Consider the following 24,974-nt stretch of genomic DNA (forward strand, 5'->3'; position numbering starts at 1 on the left):
CAAGACAGCGATTTCTTCGAAGAAATCGTGCCGGAGCCTTTGAAGGCTCCGAACCGGAATTTTCAAAAATTCCGGTTCTTGCCGGATATATGTTAGGCGAGCTTCAGACGTGACCAAACTTCTTCTCATCATCCTTGACGGCGTGCCCTACCGGAACTGGCGGCGGCTCTTCGGCAACCTCGAAGGCTGGGTCGAACAGGGCCATGCTCGGGTCCGGAAGATGCGCGCGGTGCTGCCTTCGACTTCGGCCTCTTGCTACGCCTCGATCCACACCGGCGTGCCGCCGCAAGATCACCTGATCTGGGACAACGCGGACATCCGGCGGCTGGAATTTCCCGATGTTTTCAGCGAATTGACCCGCGCGGGCAGGAAAACGGGGGCGGTGACGCACAGCTACTGGTCCGAGTTCTTCAACCGCGCGCCTTTCGACGTGGTCCGCGACATCGAATATGACGAGCCCGAGGGGCCGATCACCCATGGCCGCTTCCACACCATGCGCGGCTACGGTCATGCAAACCAGATGACGCCCGCCGACTACGACCTGTTCGGAACGCTGACAAGGCTGTGCGAAGTCAAGGGGATAGACTACGGCATCCTGCATACCTGCACGCTGGACAGCATGGGCCACCGTTTCTTCCACGACTGCGAGGAGATGGATCACGCCTGCTTCCACTTGGACGCGATTCTTGCGCCGTTCATCCACCGCTGGCGGCAGGACGGGTACGAGGTGATCGTCACCGCCGACCACGGCCAGGACGCGCGGGGGCATCATGGCGGGACGGGTGAGGAGCAGCGTGACTTTGCGTTTTACTATTTCGGGAACAGTGCCTTGCCTGGCGAAGATGAAGTTCTGGATCAACTTGCCCTTGCGCCTTCGATCCTGACCCGGATGGGCGTGCCGGTCCCGTCCACGATGACGGCAAAGCCCTTCTTCACGCCCTGACAGGCCAGCCGGAAGGCCACAACCGCAGGAATATGCTGGACATAGTATCGTTCGCCTGTTGAAAGCCCCCGGCGCCTTGTGCAACGCTGGTCGCGAGGTTTCGGGGGACCTCCTGCATGTTCCGGTTTCAAGTCGATCTCCTGGGCTCTTGCCGGGTCGCCCGCATCGCGTCGGGCGAGGAGGTTGCGTTCAAGACCCGCAAGACGCGCTGCCTGCTGGGGCTCTTGCTGTTGAGCCCGGGATGCCGGATGAACCGGGAGCAGCTGGCCTCGCTGCTGTGGGACCCCGCGCCCGAGGCGCTGGCGCGCTCGAGCCTGCGGCAGGCGTTGCGCGAGTTGCGCGAGGTGCTGGGTCCCGAGGACGAGGATCTGGTGGAGGCCGACCGCTTTTCGGTCGGGCTGAAAGGTGCTTCCTTTGCGCTGGACGTGCGGCGGTTTCGCGAGCTGATTGCCACCAGCACACATGACCAGAATGCGCTCCTGTCAGCGGCGGCGCTTTGGCAGGGCGAGCTGTTCGGTCCTGCCCAGCCCGCGGCACCGGTCTTCGAAGCCTGGTTGCAGATCGAACGGTCGCAACTTCGGTCGGTCCTGACCACGGCGCTGACCGACCAGCTGGAAAAGCTGATCGCCGCCAATGCCTTCGCCGACACCCGCATCGCCGAGGAGCTGGTGCGGATCGAACCCTCGCACGAGCTTGCGCACCAGTTTGTCATGCGCTTCCACGCGCTACGCGGCGACCAGTCGGCGGCGCTGAGGCAGTTCGGCCTCCTGGAACAGGCGCTGGCCGAAGAGTTGGACAGCGAGCCGAGCGAGGCCTCGAATGCGCTTCTGGTCGCAATCAAGAGTGGCGAGGTGTCCCTGCAACGCCCGATCACCACACCCGCACCAGACCGGGCCCCGCTGACGCGCAACGGCCCGCCCCGGATCACGATCCGGCCGCCACTGACCCGCTACACGGATGCGAGCAAGGACTACCTTGGCGAAGGCTTTGCCTTTCTTGCCAAGTCCTGCCTGTCGAAGTTCCGCTGCTGGATCGTCATCCCCTGGCCGTCAAGCGGCTTCGACTCGGCTGCGGTCGTCGACTTCACGGCCGTGGGCAGTGCCATCGACGCCGATTTCGCGGTGGACTGCGTGCTGGACTGGCGCACGGGCGGCGGCAAGCTGTTCGTCACCCTGATCGACTGCCGCGACGGCAGCGAGGTCTGGTCGCATCTCTTCCCGGTGGCCGAGCACGAGTTGCAGGAGATCAGCTCGTCCGTCGCGGGGGCGGTGGCGGCGAACCTGGCGTCGCAGGTCAACCACATCACGCTCCTGCGCCACGCCCGCAGCACGCCCGGCAATCCGGTGGCCTATGACCTGTGGCTGAAGGGGCACCAGCTGTCGCGCCTGTGGTCGGCCGAGGCGGATGCGGAAGCCGAGGCGATGTTCCTGCGCGCGATCGAGCTGGACCCGGGTCTTGCGGGCAGCCATGCGAGCCTGGCGCAGGTCCTGTCCACCCGGAGCATGGTCCGACCCGGGTACCCGAACCGCAAGGCCGATTGTGCCAAGGCGTTCAAGCACGCGCGGGAGGCCATCGCGCTCGACCCCTATGACCCGCGCTGTCATATCAGCATGGCCTGGAACTGGGCGATTGCGCGGTCGCCCGAGCGGGCGAATTCGCATTTCCGGCTGGCGGTGGACATGAACCCGAATGATGCCGAAACCCTGATCGCCGCGGCAAGCGGGCTGGGCTTCCTGGGTCATGCGACCGAGGCCCGGGAACTGGCCCTCCAGGCGGTCAGGCTGAACCCGATCTATCCGGAATACTACACCGCCTATCTCGCCGGCATTCATTTCATGGCGGGCGACCATGCCGCGACCATCGCCACGGTCGAGAAATGCCCCGACGGCTTCCCCGACCTCGGGGTGTGGGCGGTGGCGTCCTTCGCGCATCTGGGGCGGGCGGGAGAGGCCGGGGCGGCCTATCGCACCTTCCTCCGCATCGCGAGCCAGATGTGGGAGGGTCCTGCCAACCCTGACGAAGAGGCGCTGGAGACCTGGGTGGTCGAGAGCCTGCCGATCTGCTGGCCGGAAGGTCGGCTGAGCCTGCAAAAGGGCCTGCGGCTCGCCCGCGACATGGCGGCCGAGCACGCCTGAATACCTGCCTTCAGCGACAGTGGCGCATGAAATAGCGGGCGAGCAGCACCTTGAAGCGCACGTTCTGCGGGCCGCCATAGCTCGGCTCGTCCTCGACTTTCGGTGGGGTCTTCAACAGGCCCGACCACGGGATGCGGACGTGCATCCGGTTCGGAGTGTCGTAGACCGGCACGATTTCCACGCTGTCCGGAATCTCGCCATTCGGCCCGGCGCCGGGGCCGTCGTAGCGGTAGCCGTTGGCGTGAAGCCAGCCGCGGGTGTCGTCGTTGAACTTCTTCCATTCCGACGTGGCCGTATCCTTGAAGGCCGACTTCGAGACCCGCATGATCGCCTCGCCCGTCGCGACCTGATCGGCCAGTGCATCGCTTTTCAGTTTGAAAAACCCAACCATTCCGCCCTCTCTCCCTCTGTTCGGTCTGCCGCCGCGCCTCGTTCCCGACATCACTATTCGTCCGTTCCGTGATGGCAGCGTGAAATGCCCGGCGCCTTGCGCAATCCGGTCTTGATCGGACATCGCAACGGCACTCCTATGCAAGCATGAAACAGAACCAGGCGGAACTGATCGCGCGGATGGGGCCTGCGCTGGCGACGGATTTCTCCGTCGTGCCCTTGGATGCGCCGGATGCGCCGCTGTTCCTGGCCGTGGCCCTGCCGAACAGCGAAGGCGTGACCGGGCTCAAGCCGCGCCTGCCCGCGGGGCGCGGGATGACGATGGCGCAGGCCCTGCTTGCAGCGGGAGCCGAGGCGCTGGAACTGCGGTCAAGCCTGGCGCAGCACCACCTGGCCGAACTTGCCGCACTGCCGCGCAGGGACGGGCTTGCCAGGGTGACGGCGACGGACATGCTGAGCGGTGAACCGGTGGAGGTGCCCGCGCAGCTTGTCTACCTGGACTGTGCGGCAGTGCTGTCCGAGCCACTGGTGAAGGACGCGGATTCGACGGGTTGCGCGACGGGTGCGGACCGCGACGGCGCCATTGCGGCCGGGCTCTGGGAATGCGTGGAGCGGGACGCCGTCGCGCTGTGGTGGCATGGCGGCCGCCCTGCGGCTCCGCTGCCGCTTGACCTCATCGACGAACACCAGCCACGGCTGTTCTGGTGGCTGCACCAGCGGGCGCGACAGACTTTGCTTCTGGACCTGACGACCGACATCGGCCTGCCCGTGGTGGCGGCCGTTTCCGCCGATGCCGACGGGCGGGTGGTGGCGACCGGCACGGCCGCGAGGCCGGTTCTGGAAGACGCCGCGCTGGCCGCCGTGACCGAGATGGTTCAGACCGAGGTGGGCATGGAGCTTGCGCGCGAGGCTGGGGATCCGGAGGTCCTGGCCTGGATCGGCCAGGCCTCGACCGGGCGCCAACCGCAATTTGCACCCGCCGCCCCGGCGAGGGAGCCGGACGTCTCGCTGGATCGGGAAGGGCTTCTGACCCGCCTGGCCGGGCTTGGTCACCGGGCGCTTGCGGTGGATCTGACGCTGCCCGGCGACCCCCTGCCAAGCCTGCGCGTCCTTGTGCCCGGCCTTTGCGCGATGCGCGGAGGGACCGACACGTCCCGCTTTGCCCGGCTTTGCCCGAAAGCCTCGGGCCTGAACCTGCCTGAACCCTACTGATTCCTGCACGAGGGCCCCGCGATGCCGCCGATCACGAGCACGCACAACCTGATCGACCGGGAGGATGCGCGCCCGACCCTTGCAGCGGCCCGGTCCAGATCGCGCTACACCTACCTGTTTCCGGCGCTCGCCGAAGACCCGCTGGTCGGCTGCGTGACCGGAACCACCGCCAGGGCGACCTGCGACCGGCTGCGCGCCTTCGAGATCGCCAGCCGCGTTCCACTGAGCGGGATGCCGGTGGTGCAGATGAAGCTGCCGGCGGCCTACACCTATTTCGGCCAGTTCGTGAACCATGACATCTCTGCCCCGACGGGCGATGTGGTGACACAGCACGGCTGGACGGCGGCGGCAGGCGTCATCGGCGCGGTCGATCCGCCGGGCCTTGACCGGAACCGGCGAGCGAAGCCGTCGATCATCCTGGACAACCTCGCCAACGAACACCCGGAGCCGCTGACGCTGTCCAGCCTTTACGGCGACGGCCCGGAAAGCGCAGACCCGGAGATCCGGGCGCTGTATCATGCCGATGGCAAGCGGTTTCGTCTGGGGCAGACCCGACGCGAGGCGGACGCGGTCTTCACCAACCTCCTGATAAACCCCGCGCGCGTGATCCATGCGACCGGCGCGCCGGACATTCCGCGCGCGGCCGGTGTGCCGCAGCTTGCAGATCGCCGCAATGACGAGAACCTGATCCTCAGCCAGCTGCACCTGGCGCTGATGCTTCTGCACAACAAGGCCGTGACCGCGCTTGAGCCGCAGGTCCCGGACGCCGCCGAATGCTTTCGTCAGGCACGGCAGCTTGTGACCCGGCATTACCACTGGCTGATCCTGAACGACTACCTGCCCCGGCTTCTGTCGACCGCCGTCACGGGCAAGCCCCTGTCCCGATGGCCGACCCGCCTGACCGAAGCCAACCGCGTGCCGCTGGAATTCACCACCGCCGCCTTCCGGTTCGGGCATTCGATGGTCGGGGCAGCCTATGATTTCAACGCGAATTTCGGGGTGAACGGTCGCATATCCGACACCGGGGCCACGCTGGAGGACCTCTTCGCCTTCACCTCGCATGGCAACATGCAGGCCAGCCTGCCCGGCGCGCATGCCCTGCCCGACCATTGGGTGATCGACTGGAAGCGCATGACCCGGGTCCTGCCGCAACCGGCGCACGGCGCCCCGCGCGACTTCGGCAGCGCCGAGCGGATCGACCTCACCTTCGCGCGGGACATGCTGAACATCGTCGGGGATTCCACGGCGGCGGTGCATGGCTCGATCCTGTTCCGCAACCTGATGCGCGGCTTCCATCGCCGGATTCCGTTTGGACAGCGTCTCGCCGGCGAGTACGGCGTTGCGCCGCTGAGCGAAGACGAGGTCCGCATGGCGCTTCCGGATGATGGCCTGCTGCCGCCCGGCACCCGGGGCCTGCGCGAGACGGCGGCGACGCTTGGCTTCCTGCGCGAAACCCCGGCCTGGCTCTACTTCCTGTGCGAAGCCCGCGCCCGCGAGAATGGCGAGCGCGTCGGGCCGACGGCCAGCCACATCATCGCCGACACCATCGTCGGGCTGATCCGGCTGAACCCGGCCTCCTATCTCAATCTGGACGGCGGCGGCTGGCATCCGAGGGAGTCGGTGCTGGGCAGGTCTTCTGCAGGCGGGCTGACGACGATCCGCAAGCTGCTGGTCTTTGCGGTGCAGGACAGCGTGCCGCCGGTCGGGGGCTGAGGCTGGCGCAAACCTGCCACGCCGGACCTGCATCCGGGTCATGTTTGCCCGCCCCGTGCCCGCGCCCCCCTAGACAGTCGCGCGAATCCGATTCATAGACGCCGCGATGCGGGCGGCGGGAGTGTCCTTGCGCACAGCCGCCAATGCCGCCCCACTGCCGTCGTTGTCCTTGCACAGAAGACCACGCCCATGACCGCCGAACCACTTGGCCACCCGGATCGCCAGGCCCGCCGCAATCGCCACCCGTGGATGATGGCCGCGCTCTTGATCCTGCCGCTCGCGGCCTGCGCCAGCGGGACCAGCCCGATGCAGCTTTACCCGCTTCAGGGCGAGATCGCCGACAAGGACCCGACGCTGGTCATCCAGGCGACGGCGAAGAACACCACCAGCACCTCGGGCGACCTGACTTTCCGGCTGCCCGAGCGCGGCAAATGCCTGGGCACCTGGTCTTCGCTGACCCCCCGCACCGTGTCGAACACCAAGGGCCTCTCCCTGACCTGGAGCAAGACCGGCGGCGAGGTGGGCAAGGAAAGTTCGACCGTCGCCGGGGTGAACAACGGCGAGATCTATGCCGTCTGCGCCGACGGAACGCGGGTGCAGGGTACCTTCGTCATCGGATCGGGCACAGCCAGCGGCACGGGCCAGGCGTCGGACACCAACGGCAACGTCTACAAGCTGCTGTTCTAGCGCCCGAGCGCCTCATCGAGTACCGCGCGCACGGCGTCGCCCGGCACGTCATCGGCCACGAAAGCCTGCCCGATCCGGTGCGCGAGGATGAAGCGTAGCTTGCCGTCAACCACCTTCTTGTCCTGCCCCATCAGCGCGATCAGCGTGTCGGCCCCCGGCAGCTCGCCGGGAATGTCGCGGATGTCGACCTTCATGCCCATCGCCTTGAGATGCGCACGAACACGGCTCGGCTCCTCCTGGCTGCAAAAGCCAAGGCGCGACGACAGTTCGAACGCCAGCGCGCAGCCGATGGCCACCCCTTCGCCGTGGAGCAGGCGGTCGGAATATCCTGTCGCCTTTTCAAGAGCATGGCAGAACGTGTGGCCGAGGTTCAGAAGCGCGCGTTCCCCCTCTTCGGTTTCATCGCGCGAGACGATCCCGGCCTTCATCTCGACCGACCGGGTCACGGCGCGCAGCCGGGCTGCCTTGTCGCCGACGCGGATCGCCGGGCCTTCGCGCTCCAGCCAGTCGAAGAAGGCCGCGTCGCCCAGAAGCCCGTATTTCACCACCTCTCCGTAGCCCGACAGGAAATCGCGGTCGGGCAGCGTGGTCAGCACCTCGATGTCGGCCAGGACCAGGCTTGGCTGGTGGAAGGCGCCGACCAGGTTCTTGCCCTGGGGCGTGTTGATCCCGGTCTTGCCGCCGACCGAACTGTCGACCTGGGCCAGGAGCGTCGTCGGCAGCTGCACGAAGCGCACCCCCCGGCGCAGGATCGCCGCGGAAAAGCCAACCAGATCACCGATCACGCCGCCCCCGAAGGCGATCACCACATCCTTGCGCTCGACCTTCTGGTCCAGCAGCCATTCCGTGCAGCGCGCCAGGTTCTCCCAGCCCTTGGTCGCCTCGCCCGCAGGCAGGATCAGGGCCGATGAGCCGATGCCTTCGGCTTCCAGCGCGGCGGTCAGGGCGGGAAGATGGTGTGGGGCAACGGTTTCGTCGGTCACGACCGCCACCCGCTTGCGGCGCAGGAGCGGTGCAACCTCGGCGCCCGCGCGTGCGATCAGGCCCGAGCCGATCCGCACCTCGTAGGAGCGTTCGCCCAATTCCACCTTGACCCTGTTCAAGATCAGACCTCCAGCACGTCCGGCCGTGATTTCAGCGCCGCGACCACCCGGGTGGCCATCTCTTCGACCGAGCGTTCGGCAGCGCTTTCCACCACGATGTCGGCCTGCGCATAGAACGGCTGCCGGGCTTCGTAAAGCTCGCGCAGGGTCTCGCGCGGGTTCGCCGTGCGCAGCAGGGGCCGCGTCGTCTTGTGGCGGACACGCTGCCACAGAAGCTCCAATTCTGCCTTGAGCCAGACCGAGACGCCGACGTCATGCATCAGCTGACGGTTTGCCTCGGCCAGGAAGGCGCCCCCCCCGGTGGACAGGACGCATGGGGTGCCGCGCAGCAGGCGGCCGATCACCTCGGTTTCACGCGCGCGGAAGAACGGTTCGCCATCACGTTCGAAGATCTCGGCGATAGTGCGGTTGGCGGCGCGCACGATTTCCTCGTCGGAATCGCGGAATTCCACCCCCAACTGCCGGGCAAGGGCGGTGCCGACCGCCGTCTTGCCCGCCCCCATCATTCCCACAAGGACCACAGTCTTCGCCAGCCTGGCCATGGCTCTCCGTTTCGTGACCTTCGGGCAAGGACTTGCCGAAGGGAAATCTTCCTCCCTCAATGGCGTGAACTTTCCCCGAATGCTATATACATTCGCAAGGAACCTGCCGCAGCCATCGCGATGGATGACTGACGACAGCAAGAAGAACCCGGCGGATCAAGCCGTCGGGACAGAAGTCGAGGAAGGGCAATTCGATGGGTCGGATCATCAAGGCGTTGGTGGTGCTGGTGATTTTTGGCTTCCTCGGCTTGACCGGTTATGCCTATCTGGGTGATCTGACGCCGAGTCAGGGCGAAGTGAAGAAGCCTGTGGTGCTGAATGCGGATTAGTGCGGCGGGGCTTCTTTCGCTTTCCATGCTCGCCGGCCCCCTGGCGGCTCAGGACGCGAGCGGTCCGCTCTCTGCCATCGACTGGTTGTCGCAATCGGTGGCAACGCCCGCTGCGGCCGCAAGTGCCGACGTGCCGACTGCCATCGACGAACCCCCGGTCGCCAAGGCGGGCGGCGCGCTGCCGGCTTCGGTGACGACCACTGCCCTCGATGGTCCTTCGCCCGACAGCGTCGGGCTGATCGCGCCTGCGGTCTCCGGGCTGCCGCACGATCTCTGGGGGGCGGGCCTTACGCGCGAGATTGCCGAACGGCTGGTCACGCATCCCGATGACGACCTGCCCGCGCTGCGACAACTGTTCCTGACGCTGCTCCTTGCCGAAGTTGCGGCCCCGGTCGACGCCGGTGGCAAGGGTGAGCTTTTGCAGGTCAGGATCGACAAGCTGCTGGCGCTTGGCGCGCTGGAACAGGCCGCAGCCCTGATCGATGCCGCCGGTACGCCCTCGCCCGAGCTGTTCCGCAGGGCCTTCGACGTGGCGCTTCTGACCGGGGCCGAGGATCGCGCCTGCCAGTTCATGGCGGAGGAGCCGCATCTGGCGCCGACCCTGCCCGCGCGCATCTTCTGCCTGGCGCGCTCGGGCGACTGGGATACCGCCGCGCTGACCATCCGCACCTCGAAGGCACTGAACCAGATAACGGCAGATCAGGAGACCCTTCTGTCGCGCTTCCTCGATCCCGACCTTTTCGAGGGCGAGCCGCCGCCGCCCGCACCGAACCCGGTCACGCCGCTTGACTGGATGATCTATGCCGCCATCGGCGAGCCCCTGCCGACCGAGGGTCTGCCCATCGCCTTTTCCTATGCCGAACTGAGCCCCCGCGCCGGGTGGAAGGCGCAGATCGAGGCAGCAGAGCGGCTGACCCGCGCGGGGACGATCCCGCCGAACGTGATCCTGGGCCTTTACACCGAGCGCGATCCGGCGGCCTCGGGCGGGGTCTGGGACCGTGTGGCGGCTTTCCAGGACTTCGAGGCCGCGATTTCGTCCGGCGATGCGGCCCGGGTCGCCGCGACCCTGCCCGAGGCCTGGGCGCGGATGCAGGAGGCGGAACTGGAGGTGCCTTTCGCCACGCTCTTCGGCAAGGCCTTGCAGGACATTCCGCTGACGGGCGAAACCGCCACCATCGCGCTGCGGGTGGGCCTGCTGTCGCCCTACGCCGAAACCGTCGCGAAACGGCAGAAACCCGCTACGGCAGAGGACGCCTTCCTTCTGGCGCTTGCCGCCGGAGACCCGAGCCTGGTCCTGCCGCCAGACAGCCTGGGCCGGGCCATCGCCGCGGCCTTCCGCGAGCCCGAACCCTCGACCGAGGCGAAGGCACTGCTGGACGGCAATCGCAAGGGCGAGGCGATCATCGTCGCCATCGACAATATCGGCCGCGGCGTGCAGGGCGACCTGCGTGGCGTGACCGAGGGGCTGTCGCTGCTGCGGCTGGTCGGGCTGGACAGCGTTGCGCGGCGCACCGCGCTGGAGTTGATGATCCTGGAACGGCGGGGCTAGAGCATGCCGGATGCCGAGGCGAGCCGGTGGATCTCGACCTTCCTTGACGCACGGATTGCGGAGTTTGGTGCAGCGCGCAATACCCAGCTTGCCTATGGTCGCGACCTTCTGGATTTCGCCGACTGGCTGGAACGGCGCGGGCTGGGCTTTGCCAGCGCGGATCGTGCGGCGGTGGAGGACTACCTTGTCCACTGCGACGCGCAGGGCCTGTCAAAGGCCACCCGCGCACGCAGGCTGTCTTCCATCCGCCAGCTCTATCGCTTCGCCTTTGAGGAAGGCTGGCGCACTGACAACCCCGCCCTGCGCCTGACCGGGCCGGGACGTGCTGCGCGGCTGCCGAAGACCCTGACCGAGGCCGAAGTCACCCGGCTGATGGAGGCCGCCCGCACCCGCGCGCGCAATCCGGCGGACCGGCTGCGGGATACGGCGCTGTTCGAGCTGCTTTATGCCACGGGCCTGCGCGTCAGCGAGCTGGTGGGCCTTCCCGTGGCGGCGGCGCGGGGCGATCCGCGGATGATCCTGGTGCGCGGCAAGGGCCAGAAGGAACGGATGGTGCCGCTTTCCACCCCGGCAAGGTCGGCCGTGACCGACTGGCTGGCGCATCGCGATGCCGAAGAGGAAGAGGGGCGCAAGGTCGGCAGCCCTGCCTCGCGCTATCTGTTCCCGGGTGACGGGCGCGACGGCCATCTGACGCGGCAGTATTTCCATGGCCTGGTCAAGGACGTGGCCGTGCTTGCGGGTATCTCGCCCGCGCGCGTGACGCCGCATGTCCTGCGCCACGCCTTCGCGACGCATCTTCTGGCGCATGGCGCCGACCTGCGGGTGATCCAGACCCTGCTTGGTCATGCCGACCTGGGCACGACCGAGATCTACACCCATGTCCTCGACGAGCATCTGAAAGAGCTGGTCCTGACCAAGCATCCTCTGGCACGCAAGGCTTGACGATTCCGATGCCAAGCGATTCCACTTCCCTGTCGCCGCCCAGCCTCCTCCGCCGGCTCTTGCGCTGGCTGATGCGGCTTGTCCGCCGCGACAATCATGAAAGCGCAATGGAGGCCCTGCGGGACGACATCGCCGGGGCCATCGCCATCGGCCATTCCGGCGGCGCGATGGAGAAGGACGCCCGCGACCGCCTGCTTGGCGCGCTCGACCTCGGCCACCGCACGGTCGACGAGATCATGCGCCACCGCCGCCAGATCGAGATGATCGACGCCGACCTGCCCCCCGGCGAAATCATCACCCGGGTCCTCGCCTCGCCCTACACCCGCCTGCCGATCTTTCGCGGCAGTGACGATACGATCCTGGGCGTGGTCCACGCCAAGGACCTCTTGCGCGAGGTCGACCGGCTGGTGCGCGGCGAGGAAGGATCCGTCGCAGGGATCGCGGCGCTGGACATCGAGAAGGTGGCGATGAAACCCTATTTCATTCCGGAAACCACCACGCTCGACGAACAGATGCGGGCGTTTCTGGCCCGTCGCACGCATTTCGCGCTGGTGGTCGACGAATACGGTGCGCTGCAGGGTCTGATCACGCTGGAGGACATCCTGGAGGAGATCGTCGGCGACATCACCGACGAATTTGACGTGGTGAAGAAGGATGCCGGGTTGTCGCAGGCCGAGGATGGCGGCTGGCTGATCGACGGGGCGATGACGATCCGCGACCTGAACCGCGCGACCGACTGGCACCTGCCGGACGACGAGGCGAACACCCTCGCGGGACTGGTGATCCACGAAGCGCAGATGATCCCGAGCGAAGGCCAGGTGTTCAGCTTCCACGGATTCCGCTTCGAGGTGGTGGGCAAACGGGAAAACCGGATCACCCGGCTGAAGCTGCGCCCGCTTTGACCGATTGCCTCAGGCTGACCGCGCCATCGCCGCCGGTCGTGCGCCTTCGGCCCATTCGGCGACGGCGGTACCGAAGGCCTGGAACAGGGGCCGGGACACCGGATCGCTGCCCGCATTCCATTCCGGGTGCCACTGCACCGAAAGGGTGAAGCCCGGCGCGTCCTTCACATAGATCGCTTCCGGCGTGCCGTCCGGAGCATGGCCGTCGATCACGACCCTGCATCCGGGTCGGGCGATGCCCTGGCCATGCAGGGTGTTGGTCATCACCTCGCGCGCGCCCATCAGCCGGTGGAACACCCCGCCCTCGGTGAAGCTGACGCTGTGGCGCAGCGCGAAGCATTCCTCCAGCGTGCCTTCGGGCGGCATCCGGTGATTCATCCGCCCCGGCAGGTCGCGGATTTCGGGGTAGAGTGTGCCGCCGAGGGCCACGTTCACCTCCTGGAAGCCGCGGCAGATGCCGAGGAAGGGCTGGCCCCGGTCGACACAGGCGCGGATCAGCGGCAGGGTGATTGCGTCGCGGCTGCGGTCGAAGGCGCCATGGGCGGGGGTCTCCTCCTCGCCGTATTCGCTGGGGTGGACGTTCGGGCGTCCGCCGGTCAGGAGAAAGCCGTCGCAAAGATCGAGCAGTTCCTCGACGCCCACATAGCGCGGATCGGAGGGGATGATCAGCGGCACTGCCCCCGCCACTTCGGCCACGGCCGCGGTGTTCATCGTCCCGCTGGACTGCACGGGATAGCTGTTGTTCATCAGGTAGCTGTTGCCGATGATGCCCACGACCGGCCGTTTGCGCTTCACCACTTTGACCGCACCCCTGCTGTCACACTGGCCCGACCATACGCCCCGAATGTGACCCGGAAAAGGCCCTGACGCCCGCAAGTCCCGCACAGATCGGCTTCCGTCGTGCACAGTTGCGCGACAATCGGCAGGTTGCAGGCGTTTCGCTCACGCGGAAATGAGTTTCCTTCCCATGATGGAAGGCTGGCAGGAAGGCCCCGCACAACAAGGAGACGACCGATGCTGAAACACCTGACCCTGGCCGTGACGCTGGTCAGCGCCCTGCCCGCCTTCGCGCAGGAAGCGACCGACCATACGGGCCACATGATGGGCGACATGGGGCCGTCCTCGATGGCCTTCATGGAGGCCAATGCCCGGATGCACGAGATGATGGCGATGGAATACACCGGCGATGCCGATGTCGATTTCATCAAGGGCATGATCCCGCACCACCAGGGCGCGGTCGAGATGGCGCGGATCGTGCTGGAACATGGCACGGACCCCGAGGTCCGCAAGCTGGCCGAAGCCGTCATCGCGGCGCAGGAGGCCGAGATCAAATGGATGGAGGACTGGCTGGCGAAGAACGGCGGCTGAGGGTCAGCCCCGTCGCCGGAGATAGTCCCCGGCAATGGCCTTGAGGCGCGGGCGGGTCATTTCCGGCCCGTGCCCGCCGATCGCCAGCCGACAGTCGATCTGGCGCAGCCGGTCCATGGTGCAGAGGTAGTCGGGGATCGAGGCACCCGGCAGGTCATCCAGAATCTCGTCGTCGTAGATCGCGTCGCCGGTCAGGAACAGCCCGCCCTGTTCGTCCAGAAGGCCGATCCCGCCCGGCGAATGCCCCGGCAGGTGCAGGACCGTGAACTGCCGGTCGCCGAGGTCGATCCGGTCGCCCTCGTCCAGCGTTCCGGCCAGGGGGGTCGGAAAAAGATGCCAGTCGTTGATCCTCCATCCCGGACGCGGCAGCGCAGTCACGACATCCGGCCAGCCGAGAAACTCGTCGGCGAAGGTTTCGAAACCCGGCTGTCCGGCAAATCCCGCCGCTTCGGCCGCGTGGCCCAGCCTTTCGGAAAATTCGTGGAAGCCGCCGATGTGGTCGACATGGGCGTGGCTTGCGACCGCCACGACCGGCTTGCCGGACAGGGGAAGCGCGGGCCGCAGGGGCAGAACCCCGCAGCCGAAATCCAGCTGCAGGTCGCGGTCCCGACCCAGAACGGTCACGATGCTGGCCCGGAACATCGGGTCAACCGCCGGTTCCAGCGTCACGAAGACCCCGGGTTCCAGTTCGCGGGTCTTGAACCAGCCCATCAAGCCCCTTTCGCCACCACTTGCGCAGCGGCGGCCAGCGCCCCCGGCCCATGCGGGATGCCAAGGGCGGTCATCCCGGCCTCCATCACGGCAAGCGCACCCAGCGTCATGTGGGCGTTGACATGCCCCATATGCGCCACGCGCAGGAAGCCGTGGTAGGCCGGGTCGGTCGAGGGCGCCATGCCGAGGCCGATGCCGAGCGTCACCCCCGCCTTCGTCTCGCACCAATCCCGCAGCCGGGTCGCATGCGGGGCCCCGAAGCGTGCCGCCGTGACCGAGTGGCCGCGATGGCGCGGATCGGAGACGTTCATCCCGATCGCCGGGTTGCCCGCAGCCCAGGCGTCGAAGGCGGCCCAGACGGCCCCCGCCAGGGTGCGATGCCGGGCCCAGATCTGCGGCAGGCCCTCTTCATGGATCATGTCCAGCGCCTCGCGCAGCCCGTAGAGATGGGTGGTGGGCGCGGTGCCGTTCCAGAGCTGCCAGAACTCCTCGGCCTCGGCACGCGGCCCCCAGGCCCAGTACGGCGTGGCGAGGTCGGACTTGCCGCAGCGCAGCCGCGCGGCCTCCGAGAACCAGATGAAAGCGAGGCCGGGCGGGGTCATCAGCCCCTTCTGGCAGGCCCCCACCAGCACATCGACGCCCCAGGCGTCCATGCGGAACTCGTCGCAGCCGAGCGAGGCGATGCAATCCACCGCGAGGAGAGCCGGATGCCCTGCCGCATCCATCGCGGCCCGCAGCGCGGGAATGTCGGTCTTGATCGTGCTGGCCGTATCGACCTGCGTCGTCAGCACCGCCTTGATCTTGTGACCCTTGTCGGCCCGCAGCGCCGCCTCGACCCGAGCCATGTCGGCGGGCGAGGACTTGCCGAAGTCCAGTACCTCGACCTCGATCCCCATCGCCCGCGCCGAATTGGCCCAGGAAAGGCCGAACTGCCCCACCGCCAGGACCAGCGCCTTCTCGCCCTTGTGGAACAGGTTCGCGTTCGCGGCTTCCCACCCCGCATGGCCGTTGCCGATATACATGGCCACATGACCCGTCGTGCCCGCCACGCTGCGCAGGTCGGGCCAGAGGCCTGCCACCATCTCGATCAGCGGGCCTTCGTAGATGTTGGGCGAGCCGCGGTGCATCGCGCGCAGCACGCGGTCGGGGATCACCGAAGGACCGGGGATGGCCAGGTAGGGGCGGCCGTTGGCAAGGCTCATGCGTCGTCACTCCATCGCTACCCGCCATGGCTAGGCCCGCCCGCCGCCAGCGTCAACCGGCCCGGCTTGAGGCACCGTGCCTTTCCCGCTAAACCCCCAATCTGATCCAAGGCAAAGGCAACCCCTCTTGCAGTCTTCCCGCCGCTACACCTCGCGCGAGCTATTCGGACGCTTCTGGCGCCAGTATCTGCGGCCACACCTGCCGGTGATGGCGCTGGCCTTCCTGGTGATGATGATCGAAGGCTCGACGCTGGGGTTCCTGTCCTACATGCTGGAGCCGCTGTTCGACCGGGTCTTCGCGCCGGGCGGATCGGGGGCGCTGATCTGGGTCGGTGGCGCGATCCTGGCGCTGTTCCTGGTCCGCGCGATCACGTCGATCCTCGGGCGCTGGCTTCTGGCGCGGGTGAACCAGCACTCGGCCGGGACGATGCAGGTCGATCTGATCCGGCATCTCCTGACGCTCGACGCCAGTTTCTTCCAGACCCATTCCCCCGGCACGCTGATCGAGCGGGTGCAGGGCGACACCCTTGCCGCGCAAGGGGCTTCGGTCCTGGTCATCGGCGGCATCGGGCGCGACCTGATCTCGCTTGTCGGTCTGTTCGTCGTCGCCATCATGATCGACCCGCTCTGGACCGCCGCTGCGCTGGTGGGCGCGCCGCTCCTGCTGTTGCCCGCCGTCGTCCTGCGCCGCTACCTGCGCCGCAAGGCGGTGCTCACCCGCAATCAGGCGGGCCTGCGCGCCACCCGGCTGGACGAGATTTTCCATGGCATCCAGGCGGTCAAGCTGAACCGGATGGAGGGTTATCAGGCCGGTCGTTTCCAGCGCATCATCGACACCATTGTCCGCGCCGAGGTGAAAACCGCGCTGGCCAGGGCCACGATGCCCGCACTGGTCGACGTGATCACCGGCATCGGCTTTTTCGCCGTCCTGATGCTGGGGGGCAGCGAAGTCGCGGCGGGCACCCGCACGACGGGCGAGTTCATGTCCTTCTTCACCGCCATGGCCCTGACCTTCCAGCCGATCCGGCGGCTCAGCGACCTGGCCGGGCAGTGGCAGGTGGCCGAAGCCAGCCTGGAGCGCATCTTCACCCTCCTTGACACCCGGCCGCAGGGCAGCCGCCCCGCCGTCAGCCGGACCCTTCCCGCCCCCGGCGCCCCGGCGATCCGGTTCGAGGCCGTGACCTTCGACTATCCCGACCGTCCGGTCCTGAACGGGCTGAGCTTCACGGCCGAGGCGGGCAAGGTCACGGCGCTGGTCGGGTCTTCCGGCGCGGGCAAGTCGACCGTCTTCCAGCTGATCGCCGCGCTGATCGAGCCGCAGGCCGGGCGCATCCTGATCGGCGGGGTCGACGTGCAGGACCTGAGCCTTGCCGACCAGCGCGCGCTTCTTGCCTCTGTCTCGCAGGATGCGGCGCTCTTCGACGAAACGCTGCGGGAAAATCTGCTTCTCGGGCGCACCGACCGCGACCCGGCCCGACTGGCGCAGGTGCTGGCCGATGCCGAGGTTGCCGCCTTCACCGATGCGCTGCCGCTGGGGCTGGACACGCCCGCCGGTCCGCGCGGCTCGGCGCTGTCCGGCGGCCAACGCCAGCGCGTCGCCATCGCCCGCGCGCTTCTGGCGGATGCACCGGTCCTGCTTTTGGACGAGGCGACTTCGGCGCTGGACACCCGGACCGAGGCCGCAGTCTCGGCCGCTTTGTCCCGCGCGCAGTCGGGCCGCACGACGCTCGTCATCGCGCATCGGCTGTCGACGGTGAAGGCGGCGGACAAGATCATCGTGCTGGACCACGGGCGCCTGATCGAGGAAGGCACGCATGACAGCCTGATGGCCCGGGGCGGGCTTTACGCCCAGCTGCAAGAGGCACAACTGCGTGACTGAGGCTTCCGCCCGCCGCGCCCTGCCCCTACAGTCCGGCACATGACGCAAGACACCCCGCGCACGATCTGGACCCTTACCGGCAAGGACGCCGTGAGCTTCCTGCAGGGTCTTGTCACGAACGACCTCCGCCCGCTGGAGCAGGGCCCCGGCATCGTCTGGGCGGCACTCCTGACCCCGCAGGGCAAGTATCTGGCCGATTTCTTCGTGGTCCGGCACGAAGGGGGAGACCTTTTGCTCGACATCGCCACGCCGCTGGCCGCCGACACGCTCCGGCGCCTGACCATGTATCGCCTGCGCGCCGATGTGCAGATCGCACCCTCCGACCTGCGGTTGTCGCGCGGCCTCGGCACCCCGCCGGATCGCGCCTTTCCCGACCCGCGCCATCCAGCGCTGGGGTGGCGGCGCTACGCAACCGATATGCTGGTCACGCCCGACGTCGACTGGGATGCGATCCGGGTCGGGAACCTGATCCCGGAAAGCGGGATCGAACTGATCCCCGACGACAGCTATATCCTTGAAGCCGGGTTCGAGCGGCTGCATGGCGTCGACTTCCGCAAGGGCTGCTATGTCGGCCAGGAAGTTACCGCGCGGATGAAGCACAAGACCGAGCTCCGCAAGGGGCTGGTACGGGTGATGATGGAGGGGTGGGCGCCCGTCGGCAGCGAGATCACCCGTCAGGATGACGGCAAGCCCGTCGGCACGCTTTTCACCCAAAGCGAGGGATTCGGGATCGCCTATCTGCGCCGTGACCGCGCAGATGGAATCTTGAAGGCAGGTCAAGCCCGTCTTTGGCTCGAATGAGCAGCGCCTCTCCGTTACGGCAAGAATATCCTACTTAAAGGTTGATTAATCGGGGCCACCCCCTAAATATCGGGACTGGTCCAGGGTTGGACCGACTAGATGCTGACGGGTGACGCGCAAGCCATGCAATCTGCGCATAGCAGTCATTCCAAACGGGTATCCCCCGAATCGTGATCAAATCGTTACAACCCTCGGACGCTGAGGAATTACAAGAGCAAGAAAAAAGGAAAAGCCGATGCTTGACACCATCGACAGCACCGCCTTCAACTTCGAGCAGGGCCAGCGCGCGCGCAAGCTGTTCGCGGCCGTCGTGCTTGCGGCTTTGGATGACGCCATCGCCGACGACAAGAAATATGGCAACGGTCCCGACCAGATCGCCCGCTGGGCACGGTCGCGCGACGGCCGCGAGGTCCTGTCCTGCGCCGGGATCGACCCGAACGAGCGGGTGGTCAAGGGCCTGATGGAATTCGTCGCCAAGGGCGTCCGCACCTCGGTCGCACTGTCGCGCGAGGAATCCGAACGTCGGCACGCCCTGGAGCTGGAACAGGCCGAAGCCGCCTGATCCCGCGATCGGATCAAGCCAGATGCGCGCCCCGCCGGGGCGCGTTTTCATTTCTGCCTAGTCGAGGTCGCGTGCGACCAGCGCACGGTTGATCTCGGCCCGCACCAGCTTGCGCACGTTGCGGGTGATCCGCTCGCCGAGCGATCCCTGCAACTCTTCCCGGATCATCTGCCGCACGATCTCTTGCAGGGCGGCTTCGTCCAGAACCGCGAGCGGCGTGCCGTCCGCATCCAGAATCTCGGTCGGCATGCGCTGTGTCGTCGCGTTCTCCGCCGGGCCGTGATGATCTTCCTCAGCCGCGCCGATGTCATCGTCCGGGTCGGCCGCAAGAAGATCTGCGGTCAGCAGGTCATCGACAGGCTGCGATTCGACACCCACCGCCTCCGGCACCGCGGGGGCTTCGACGCGGGCCACCGTATCAGTCCCGCCAAGCGTCTCCAGCACCTCGCCCGAAGCCAGGCGCGCGGCCAGACTTTCCGCCCGCCGTCGCAGCGGAACGAAGGGGATCGGCTCGTCCTCGACCCATTCGGCTCCGACCTGCGCCCAAGGCTCGGGAAGTTCGCCCGACGCGGCCCCGATTTCGACCGAGCCTTCCTCCATCGGCGGGATCAGGACTTCGGCTTCCTCGGCACCCAGGGCCGCCTCGCCCAGCGACACCGGCTCGGCAGCAGCCCAGATCTCGTCCTCCCAGTCGGCCTCGATCAGTTCGACCGCGGTTTCATCGACCTCCACGTCCTCAACCGCCTCGATCTCCGGTTCTGCCAACTCGGGCTCCGGCACCGGCACATCAAGGATCAGCGGGGCAAGCGGGCTGACCTCGCTGACCACGCGCAGCGCGGGGGTCAGCAGCAGGCGGTCTGCGCCCAGGTCGCGCGTGGTCCGACGCGGGCTGTGTTCGTTGGACACAAGCCGCCGAACCGAGGAAACGACGTCCTCGATCTCCTCGGAACTCAGGGGGCCCACCATCAGGGACTTCCGCTCGCCTAGCTTGGATTTCGGCTTCAACTTACTGCGCCAAGCCGATGCAAAGCAACAGAAATCGCGGATTGCGAATGCGTCGGGTCGGTCAGTTGCCGATCTTCTCCAGAATCCGGTCCAGCTTCTTGCCCTGCGCCGAGTGGCTGGGCGCCTTCTCGACCGCGCCGTAATAGGCATCGGGATCATAGGTCGGGATGCCAAGTTGCAGGTGGTCGACCGTCAGAAGCCCCATCGTCGAGAGCACCTGGTAGACCGCCACATAGCGCTGCGCCTCGGCCTCCAGCCGTGCGTTGCGCGCGTCCAGCAATTCCTGCTCGGCGTCCAGCACGTCCAGCGTCGTGCGCGTCCCCGCCGCGGCTTCCTCGCGCACGCCGTCGAACGCCGCCTGCGCCGCCCGGATCTGCAGGTCGGATGCCTCGATCGAGGCCGCAGCAACCGCCAGGTTCGCCCAGGCCACGCCCACGTTCTCGATCACGCTGACCGCCGTCTGCTGGAGCGCCGCCCGCGCCGCATCCTTGCCCGCCAGAGCCTTGCGCTGCAGGGCCGAGAGCTTGCCGCCGGCATAGAGCGTCTGGTTCATCGTCAGCCCGACGCTGGACGATTGCAGATCCTCGTCATCGGTGCGCAGCGTCACGCCTGCGCCGATTGTCGGCATCCGCTGCGCCTTGGCCGCATCGACCTGCAGGTCGGCCACCGTCACCTGGTGCTGCGCCTGACGGATCAGGGGATGCGTCCCCCGCGCGACGCCCTGCGCCTCTTCCATCGTGCGCGGCAGGGCCGGAGCCCTCGGCGGGGGCGCAAGCTTGCCCGGATAGGCGCCGGTCGCTGCCTTGTAGGCCTCGCGCGCGATCATCAGCTGGCCTTCGGCCGCAGCCAGCGCCGCACGCGACGCCGCCAGCCGGGCCTCGGCGATCGAGACATCCGTCCGGGTGATCTCGCCCACGTCGAAACGGTCCTGCGCCGCGCGCAGTTCCTGCGTGATCAGCCGAAGGTTGCTTTGCCGCAGCGCCACGACGTCCTGCGCCAGCCGCACATCGACATAGGCCTGCACCGTTGCCAGAAGCACGTTCTGCTCCACCTGGATCAGCGCCTGCCGGGTGGCCAGCACGCTTTCCTTGGCGATCTCGATGCCAAGCTTGCTGCGGCCAAAGTCGAACAGCGTCATTTCAGCCGACAGCGCCAGCGAGGCGGACAGCCCCTCGACCACCGTGGTCCCGCCAGCCGTGCTGACGTCCGCCCGCGACCAGCCCGCCTGTGCGGTATAGGCCACCACCGGACGCAGGGCAGAGACGGCTACCGCCACATCCTCGTCCGCCGCACGCAGCACGGCCCGGTTCTGGTCCAGGAGGTGCGAGTTCTTGTAGGCCGCAATCAGCGCATCGGTCAGCGTTTCGGCCTTTGCACCGGGCACCGCCACCAGAGCAACCACCGCCACGACCGCCGCCTTCAGCCAAGCACGCATATTCATCGCCTCTTCAAGGCCCACCGACGAACGTGGCAGGCGATCTCTTGTGATCCGCGCGGGTCTTCCCGCCGGCCTCGCCTGCCCTACAGGGTAAAGCCGCGCGCCGTCCGGAAACCCGCCAGGACCGGGGCCGCCGCGTTGAATACCGGACGCCAGGTCATGCGGCCTTCGGTCTTGTATCCGACCCGTGCGGTTCCGACTGCCCCGTCCATGAAGACCGCGCCGATCCGTCCGCCTTGCTTCAACTGCGCCAGCACGGCATCGGGGATCACCTCGACGCCGCCTTCCACGGTGATCACGTCATAGGGTGCGCATTTCGCCGCGCCATCGGCCAGTGGCCCGGTGACCACGACGGCATTGTCGACCCCTTCTTCCGAAAGGATGCGCTGCGCGTCCGCCGCAAGACCTTCGTCCTCTTCGACCGCGACCACCGTCTCGGCCAGGCGGGCGATCACCGCCGCCGAATAGCCCAGCCCGCAGCCGATGGTCAGCACAAGCTCCGTCGGCTGCACGTCCAGCGCATCCAGAAGCTTGGCCAGCGTCCGCGGCTCCAGCACCACGCGGCCCGGGGCCAGCGGCAGGTTCTCGCCGACATAGGCCGCCTCGCGCCGGGCATCCGGCACGAAGGTTTCGCGCGGGACGGACAACATCGCATCGATGATCGGGAACTTGGTCACATCCGAGGGGCGGACCTGCGTATCGACCATCATCACGCGGCGGGCGGCGAATTCGCTCATTCTGAACTCATCGGTCTGATTGGCATCAGCCGGAGTCTTGCCACAGATACCCCGGCCCCGCAACCGGCCTTCGGTTTATTTTCATGCGTTTGGCAGGGGCATCCGGGCGCAGGTCACTCCTCTGCCGCGCCGCGTGGCGACCAGCCCACCGCGCGTTCGCCGAGTTGCCGGAACTTGTCGGAAATCTGCGTCAGCCGCCCGCGCCATTCCGGCTGCGGCTCCTGCCCTTCGGTCACGTTGAAGAATACCTGCAACATGCAGGCCAGCGCGAAGGGTTCGATCACCGCGGCCTTCACCGCCCAGGCGAAGATCAGCGCGAAGACGAAGGTCCCGCCTGACGCCTCGCCCGGCAGAAGCCAGACAAGGCCCGCCGCCGGCGCCAGCATGACCAGGAAGACCACCACCGCCAGCACCCAGCTGATCAGGGTCAGCCAGGCCGCGTTGACCAGCATGGCCCGCCCGTTCTGCGCATAGAGCACCAGCCCGTCATGCGCGGCTTCCCAGGCATTTTCCGACCTTGTGCGGATCGCATGGGCCAGGATCACCTCGTCCACCAGCCCGACCGATATGCGCAGATAGGCCCGTACCGCGCCCATGATCTGGTTGATCCCCGGGATCGGCAGGATCGTCATCACGCCTTCGACCAGCCCGGTGATCACCGCGATCACCCCGCGCACCAGCCGGTCGAGCGCGAAGAGGGCCGAGGCCTGGCCGAAGCGTTCCGTCACCACCCGGCGGGCATAGGCGATCTGGCCCTGGCCATAGGGCAAGGGTTTGCCGTCCAGGTATTCCACCATCACCGCGATCTGCCCGGCCTTGACCATGTACAGAAGGTAATCGCGCAGGAAGAAGATCACTCCCACCGTCAGCCCGAAGCCCGCAATCCCGCCCCACATCGTGCTGGTTGACCGGAACTCCTCGTCCCCGAAAAGGCCGATGCCATAGCCCGTCCCCGCGCCCGCGCCGGTGACGACGACCATCGCAACGGCGATCCCGAAATACACCAACGCGCGGAAGATCAGGAACGGCGCGGTCCGGATCAGAAGGCCCAAGGCCTTGGCAATGCTGAAATCCCACATGTGCAAGCGTCCAGTTTCTTGTGGCCAGAATGCTCCGCGTTACGGCGCCAGACAAGCCGCTGCGCAAGAAACAATCTGCCGTCGGTCTGCCCCTTCACCAAGTCTTCAGACTTCGAGTCGATGCTGACCCTGTAGAACAAAGGAGGACCAGATGGCCGCTTCCCGCCTTACCCTCACCGACGAACTCGCCGATATCAGGGCGGAAATCGCCCGCCTGCAGCACCGCGAAAGCCGTTTGCAGGCTCTGGCCGACGACCTGCCGGTGATCCCGGTGTTCCGTCGCGGCTGGCCGATGCTGCGCAAGCCCGCGGTCGCTGCCGTCTCGGCCTAAGCGGCCTCAGCCCTCGATCAGGGCCTTCACGCGGGCCACGCCACTGACCACCAGGCCCACGTCCCCCCGCGCCTCGACGTTCAGCCGCAGAAGGGGCTCGGTGTTCGAGGCGCGCAGGTTCATCCGCCAGTCGCCGAAATCGAGGCTCAAACCATCCGTCCGGTCCATCGACCGCGCCGCGGGTTCCAGCGCCGCCTTGGTGCGCGCCACCACGGCAGGCAGGTCCGCCACGCGGAAGTTGATCTCGCCCGAAGAGGGAAAGTCCCGCCGCATTGCCCCGACCATCTCGGTGAGGCTCCACCCGGACCGTGACACCAGCCGCGCCGCCATCAGCCAGGGGATCATCCCGGAATCGCAGGCCATGAAACCGCGAAAATAGTGGTGCGCGCTCATCTCGCCGCCGTAGACCGCGCCTTCGCGCCGCATCGCCGCCTTCAGGAACACATGCCCCGTCGGCGCCAGCACCGACCGGCCGCCACCCTTGGCGACCGCATCCTGCACCGCCCAGATGACACGGGGATCATGGATGATCGTCGCACCCTTCTCTTGTGCCAGATGCGCCGAGGCGAGCAACGCCACGACATGCTCGCCGTCGACAAAGCCACCGTCGCCGTCGAACAGGAAGCAGCGGTCGAAGTCACCGTCGAACGCCACCCCGAAATCGGCGCCCGCCGCCGTCACTGCCGCCGCCGTCACCGGACGGTTCTCCGGCAGAAGCGGGTTCGGAATGCCGTTCGGGAAGCTGCCGTCGGGAGCATGGTGCATCCGCACCAGGTCCAGCTGCGCGCCGCGCCGGGCCAGTCCCTCGGCCAGTGCATCCAGCGTCGGCCCCGCCGCCCCGTTCCCGGCATTCACCACCAGCCGCAGGGGCCCGATGCCCGTCCCGACCAGCCCGGCCACATGCGCCACATAGGCGGCACGGACCGACGAATGATCCTCCCGCGTGCCACCCGCCGCCTTGTCCGGTTCACCGCCAGCTTCGGTCAGCGCCCTGATCCGGGCAAAATCGGCATCCGGCAGCGGCACAGCACCCCGCCCCACCAGCTTCATCCCGTTGTATTCCCGCGGATTGTGCGAGGCGGTGACGCAAATCCCGCCCCCGGCCCCGAGATGCGCGGTGGCGAAATACATCTCCTCGGTTCCGGCCATCCCGAGGTCGAGGACCCGCACCCCTGACGCAACCAGCCCTGCGGCCACAGCATCGGCAAGCGCGGGAGAGCTTTCGCGGCAATCCCGCGCCAGCACCACCGCACCGGCCCCGGTTACGGCGGCGAAGGCCCGCGCGATGCGGTGGGCGATGGTTTCGGTCAGTTCCGTCCCGAGACGGCCGCGGATGTCGTAGGTCTTGAAGGCGCTCATGGGCGCCAAAGGATCACCCCCGCGCGCCGTAGTAAAGCCCCACCACATGCTCGGC

Annotated in this window: 24 protein-coding genes and 1 pseudogene; 14 read left to right on the forward strand and 11 right to left on the reverse strand. The window is 67.3% G+C overall.

Annotated elements, in window-relative coordinates:
- Window positions 1–109: 109 nt before the first annotated feature.
- Window positions 110–943 (forward strand): alkaline phosphatase family protein, encoded by an 834-nt coding sequence (locus JNL31_RS03895; RefSeq protein WP_294970239.1) that lies wholly within the window; start codon window positions 110–112, stop codon window positions 941–943.
- A 116-nt stretch (window positions 944–1,059) separates the two neighbouring features.
- Entirely contained in the window at window positions 1,060–3,078 is a 2,019-nt protein-coding gene (locus JNL31_RS03900; RefSeq protein WP_294970242.1) for a BTAD domain-containing putative transcriptional regulator, read from the forward strand.
- A gap of 10 nt (window positions 3,079–3,088) precedes the next feature.
- Here JNL31_RS03900 and JNL31_RS03905 read toward each other — a convergent pair whose 3' ends face one another.
- Complete coding sequence (locus tag JNL31_RS03905) at window positions 3,089–3,469, reverse strand: hypothetical protein (protein ID WP_294970245.1); 381 nt, start codon at window positions 3,467–3,469, stop codon at window positions 3,089–3,091.
- Between the two features lie 146 nt (window positions 3,470–3,615).
- Between JNL31_RS03905 and JNL31_RS03910 the strand changes: the two genes are divergently transcribed.
- From JNL31_RS03910 to JNL31_RS03920, 3 genes are all read left to right on the forward strand, one after another.
- Window positions 3,616–4,680, forward strand: coding sequence for a YcaO-like family protein (locus tag JNL31_RS03910; RefSeq protein ID WP_294970248.1), 1,065 nt, complete (start codon window positions 3,616–3,618; stop codon window positions 4,678–4,680).
- A gap of 21 nt (window positions 4,681–4,701) precedes the next feature.
- Window positions 4,702–6,393, forward strand: a complete 1,692-nt coding sequence (locus JNL31_RS03915; RefSeq protein ID WP_294970249.1) for a peroxidase family protein — start codon at window positions 4,702–4,704, stop codon at window positions 6,391–6,393.
- A 189-nt stretch (window positions 6,394–6,582) separates the two neighbouring features.
- A complete protein-coding gene (locus JNL31_RS03920) occupies window positions 6,583–7,080 on the forward strand; it encodes a hypothetical protein (protein WP_294970252.1) in 498 nt (165 codons plus the stop codon).
- Here the strand turns inward: JNL31_RS03920 and aroB are convergent.
- Together aroB and JNL31_RS03930 are read right to left on the reverse strand one after the other, a co-directional pair.
- Window positions 7,077–8,189, reverse strand: coding sequence for a 3-dehydroquinate synthase (gene aroB / locus JNL31_RS03925; protein WP_294970303.1), 1,113 nt, complete (start codon window positions 8,187–8,189; stop codon window positions 7,077–7,079). The two genes, JNL31_RS03920 and aroB, sit on opposite strands and share 4 nt — an antisense overlap.
- Entirely contained in the window at window positions 8,186–8,785 is a 600-nt protein-coding gene (locus tag JNL31_RS03930; RefSeq protein ID WP_294970255.1) for a shikimate kinase, read from the reverse strand. The genes aroB and JNL31_RS03930 overlap by 4 nt, the downstream gene beginning before the upstream one ends.
- A 134-nt stretch (window positions 8,786–8,919) precedes the next feature.
- Between JNL31_RS03930 and JNL31_RS03935 the strand changes: the two genes are divergently transcribed.
- The 4 genes and pseudogenes from JNL31_RS03935 to JNL31_RS03950 form a co-directional block, all read left to right on the forward strand.
- Window positions 8,920–9,054 (forward strand): hypothetical protein, encoded by a 135-nt coding sequence (locus JNL31_RS03935; protein ID WP_294970257.1) that lies wholly within the window; start codon window positions 8,920–8,922, stop codon window positions 9,052–9,054.
- A 25-nt stretch (window positions 9,055–9,079) separates the two neighbouring features.
- Window positions 9,080–10,603 carry a hypothetical protein gene (locus tag JNL31_RS03940; RefSeq protein ID WP_294970260.1) on the forward strand — a complete coding sequence of 508 codons (1,524 nt, stop codon included), beginning with the start codon at window positions 9,080–9,082 and terminating at the stop codon, window positions 10,601–10,603.
- Between the two features lie 3 nt (window positions 10,604–10,606).
- The gene (locus JNL31_RS03945; protein WP_294970263.1) at window positions 10,607–11,545 is read left to right on the forward strand and encodes a site-specific tyrosine recombinase XerD; all 939 of its coding nucleotides are present in this window, start codon (window positions 10,607–10,609) and stop codon (window positions 11,543–11,545) included.
- 32 nt (window positions 11,546–11,577) lie between these two features.
- Window positions 11,578–12,447, forward strand: a pseudogene (locus JNL31_RS03950) (transporter associated domain-containing protein); the annotation flags it as partial.
- 9 nt (window positions 12,448–12,456) lie between these two features.
- On the opposite strand, the gene JNL31_RS03955 reads toward JNL31_RS03950, so the two are convergent.
- On the reverse strand, window positions 12,457–13,242 hold the full coding sequence (locus tag JNL31_RS03955) for a gamma-glutamyl-gamma-aminobutyrate hydrolase family protein (RefSeq protein ID WP_294970266.1): 786 nt from the start codon (window positions 13,240–13,242) through the stop codon (window positions 12,457–12,459).
- 219 nt (window positions 13,243–13,461) lie between these two features.
- Between JNL31_RS03955 and JNL31_RS03960 the strand changes: the two genes are divergently transcribed.
- Window positions 13,462–13,815 carry a DUF305 domain-containing protein gene (locus JNL31_RS03960; protein WP_294970269.1) on the forward strand — a complete coding sequence of 118 codons (354 nt, stop codon included), beginning with the start codon at window positions 13,462–13,464 and terminating at the stop codon, window positions 13,813–13,815.
- Between the two features lie 3 nt (window positions 13,816–13,818).
- Here JNL31_RS03960 and JNL31_RS03965 read toward each other — a convergent pair whose 3' ends face one another.
- Both JNL31_RS03965 and JNL31_RS03970 read right to left on the reverse strand, forming a co-directional pair.
- The gene (locus JNL31_RS03965) at window positions 13,819–14,526 is read right to left on the reverse strand and encodes an MBL fold metallo-hydrolase (RefSeq protein WP_294970272.1); all 708 of its coding nucleotides are present in this window, start codon (window positions 14,524–14,526) and stop codon (window positions 13,819–13,821) included.
- A complete protein-coding gene (locus tag JNL31_RS03970) occupies window positions 14,526–15,728 on the reverse strand; it encodes an aminotransferase class V-fold PLP-dependent enzyme (protein ID WP_294970275.1) in 1,203 nt (400 codons plus the stop codon). The genes JNL31_RS03965 and JNL31_RS03970 overlap by 1 nt, the downstream gene beginning before the upstream one ends.
- A 208-nt stretch (window positions 15,729–15,936) precedes the next feature.
- Between JNL31_RS03970 and JNL31_RS03975 the strand changes: the two genes are divergently transcribed.
- From JNL31_RS03975 to JNL31_RS03985, 3 genes are all read left to right on the forward strand, one after another.
- Window positions 15,937–17,607 (forward strand): ATP-binding cassette domain-containing protein, encoded by a 1,671-nt coding sequence (locus JNL31_RS03975; RefSeq protein WP_294970305.1) that lies wholly within the window; start codon window positions 15,937–15,939, stop codon window positions 17,605–17,607.
- A gap of 39 nt (window positions 17,608–17,646) precedes the next feature.
- The gene (locus JNL31_RS03980) at window positions 17,647–18,408 is read left to right on the forward strand and encodes a folate-binding protein (RefSeq protein WP_294970277.1); all 762 of its coding nucleotides are present in this window, start codon (window positions 17,647–17,649) and stop codon (window positions 18,406–18,408) included.
- A 235-nt stretch (window positions 18,409–18,643) separates the two neighbouring features.
- A complete protein-coding gene (locus tag JNL31_RS03985) occupies window positions 18,644–18,970 on the forward strand; it encodes a DUF6280 family protein (RefSeq protein WP_294970280.1) in 327 nt (108 codons plus the stop codon).
- A gap of 57 nt (window positions 18,971–19,027) precedes the next feature.
- On the opposite strand, the gene JNL31_RS03990 is transcribed toward JNL31_RS03985, so the two are convergent.
- The 4 genes from JNL31_RS03990 to JNL31_RS04005 all read right to left on the reverse strand — a co-directional run bounded on the left by JNL31_RS03990 (window position 19,028) and on the right by JNL31_RS04005 (window position 23,229).
- Window positions 19,028–19,936 (reverse strand): hypothetical protein, encoded by a 909-nt coding sequence (locus JNL31_RS03990; RefSeq protein ID WP_294970283.1) that lies wholly within the window; start codon window positions 19,934–19,936, stop codon window positions 19,028–19,030.
- Window positions 19,937–20,036: 100 nt separating this feature from the next.
- On the reverse strand, window positions 20,037–21,416 hold the full coding sequence (locus JNL31_RS03995) for a TolC family outer membrane protein (protein WP_294970286.1): 1,380 nt from the start codon (window positions 21,414–21,416) through the stop codon (window positions 20,037–20,039).
- Window positions 21,417–21,496: 80 nt separating this feature from the next.
- Entirely contained in the window at window positions 21,497–22,150 is a 654-nt protein-coding gene (locus JNL31_RS04000; protein WP_294970289.1) for a protein-L-isoaspartate O-methyltransferase, read from the reverse strand.
- Between the two features lie 113 nt (window positions 22,151–22,263).
- A complete protein-coding gene (locus tag JNL31_RS04005; RefSeq protein WP_294970292.1) occupies window positions 22,264–23,229 on the reverse strand; it encodes a hypothetical protein in 966 nt (321 codons plus the stop codon).
- A 151-nt stretch (window positions 23,230–23,380) separates the two neighbouring features.
- On the opposite strand from JNL31_RS04005, the gene JNL31_RS04010 reads away from it, so the two are divergent.
- Window positions 23,381–23,560 (forward strand): hypothetical protein, encoded by a 180-nt coding sequence (locus JNL31_RS04010; RefSeq protein WP_294970295.1) that lies wholly within the window; start codon window positions 23,381–23,383, stop codon window positions 23,558–23,560.
- 6 nt (window positions 23,561–23,566) lie between these two features.
- Here the strand turns inward: JNL31_RS04010 and JNL31_RS04015 are convergent.
- On the reverse strand, window positions 23,567–24,974 hold a 1,408-nt coding region (locus JNL31_RS04015), incomplete at its 5' end, for a hypothetical protein (RefSeq protein ID WP_366928913.1).

Origin of the sequence: Tabrizicola sp. (genome assembly GCF_016792905.1) — a bacterium.
GTDB lineage: Bacteria > Pseudomonadota > Alphaproteobacteria > Rhodobacterales > Rhodobacteraceae > Tabrizicola.

What these genes read in the sequence shown, in the direction of transcription:
- JNL31_RS03900 (WP_294970242.1), top strand. Translation starts at nt 1,060, where the DNA reads ATGTTCCGGTTTCAAGTCGATCTCCTGGGCTCTTGCCGGGTCGCCCGC.
- JNL31_RS03905 (WP_294970245.1), bottom strand. Translation starts at nt 3,469, where the DNA reads ATGGTTGGGTTTTTCAAACTGAAAAGCGATGCACTGGCCGATCAGGTC.
- JNL31_RS03910 (WP_294970248.1), top strand. Translation starts at nt 3,616, where the DNA reads ATGAAACAGAACCAGGCGGAACTGATCGCGCGGATGGGGCCTGCGCTG.
- JNL31_RS03915 (WP_294970249.1), top strand. Translation starts at nt 4,702, where the DNA reads ATGCCGCCGATCACGAGCACGCACAACCTGATCGACCGGGAGGATGCG.
- JNL31_RS03920 (WP_294970252.1), top strand. Translation starts at nt 6,583, where the DNA reads ATGACCGCCGAACCACTTGGCCACCCGGATCGCCAGGCCCGCCGCAAT.
- JNL31_RS03935 (WP_294970257.1), top strand. Translation starts at nt 8,920, where the DNA reads ATGGGTCGGATCATCAAGGCGTTGGTGGTGCTGGTGATTTTTGGCTTC.
- JNL31_RS03940 (WP_294970260.1), top strand. Translation starts at nt 9,080, where the DNA reads ATGCTCGCCGGCCCCCTGGCGGCTCAGGACGCGAGCGGTCCGCTCTCT.
- JNL31_RS03945 (WP_294970263.1), top strand. Translation starts at nt 10,607, where the DNA reads ATGCCGGATGCCGAGGCGAGCCGGTGGATCTCGACCTTCCTTGACGCA.
- JNL31_RS03960 (WP_294970269.1), top strand. Translation starts at nt 13,462, where the DNA reads ATGCTGAAACACCTGACCCTGGCCGTGACGCTGGTCAGCGCCCTGCCC.
- JNL31_RS03965 (WP_294970272.1), bottom strand. Translation starts at nt 14,526, where the DNA reads ATGGGCTGGTTCAAGACCCGCGAACTGGAACCCGGGGTCTTCGTGACG.
- JNL31_RS03970 (WP_294970275.1), bottom strand. Translation starts at nt 15,728, where the DNA reads ATGAGCCTTGCCAACGGCCGCCCCTACCTGGCCATCCCCGGTCCTTCG.
- JNL31_RS03975 (WP_294970305.1), top strand. Translation starts at nt 15,937, where the DNA reads ATGGCGCTGGCCTTCCTGGTGATGATGATCGAAGGCTCGACGCTGGGG.
- JNL31_RS03980 (WP_294970277.1), top strand. Translation starts at nt 17,647, where the DNA reads ATGACGCAAGACACCCCGCGCACGATCTGGACCCTTACCGGCAAGGAC.
- JNL31_RS03985 (WP_294970280.1), top strand. Translation starts at nt 18,644, where the DNA reads ATGCTTGACACCATCGACAGCACCGCCTTCAACTTCGAGCAGGGCCAG.
- JNL31_RS03990 (WP_294970283.1), bottom strand. Translation starts at nt 19,936, where the DNA reads ATGGTGGGCCCCCTGAGTTCCGAGGAGATCGAGGACGTCGTTTCCTCG.
- JNL31_RS03995 (WP_294970286.1), bottom strand. Translation starts at nt 21,416, where the DNA reads ATGAATATGCGTGCTTGGCTGAAGGCGGCGGTCGTGGCGGTGGTTGCT.
- JNL31_RS04000 (WP_294970289.1), bottom strand. Translation starts at nt 22,150, where the DNA reads ATGAGCGAATTCGCCGCCCGCCGCGTGATGATGGTCGATACGCAGGTC.
- JNL31_RS04005 (WP_294970292.1), bottom strand. Translation starts at nt 23,229, where the DNA reads ATGTGGGATTTCAGCATTGCCAAGGCCTTGGGCCTTCTGATCCGGACC.
- JNL31_RS04010 (WP_294970295.1), top strand. Translation starts at nt 23,381, where the DNA reads ATGGCCGCTTCCCGCCTTACCCTCACCGACGAACTCGCCGATATCAGG.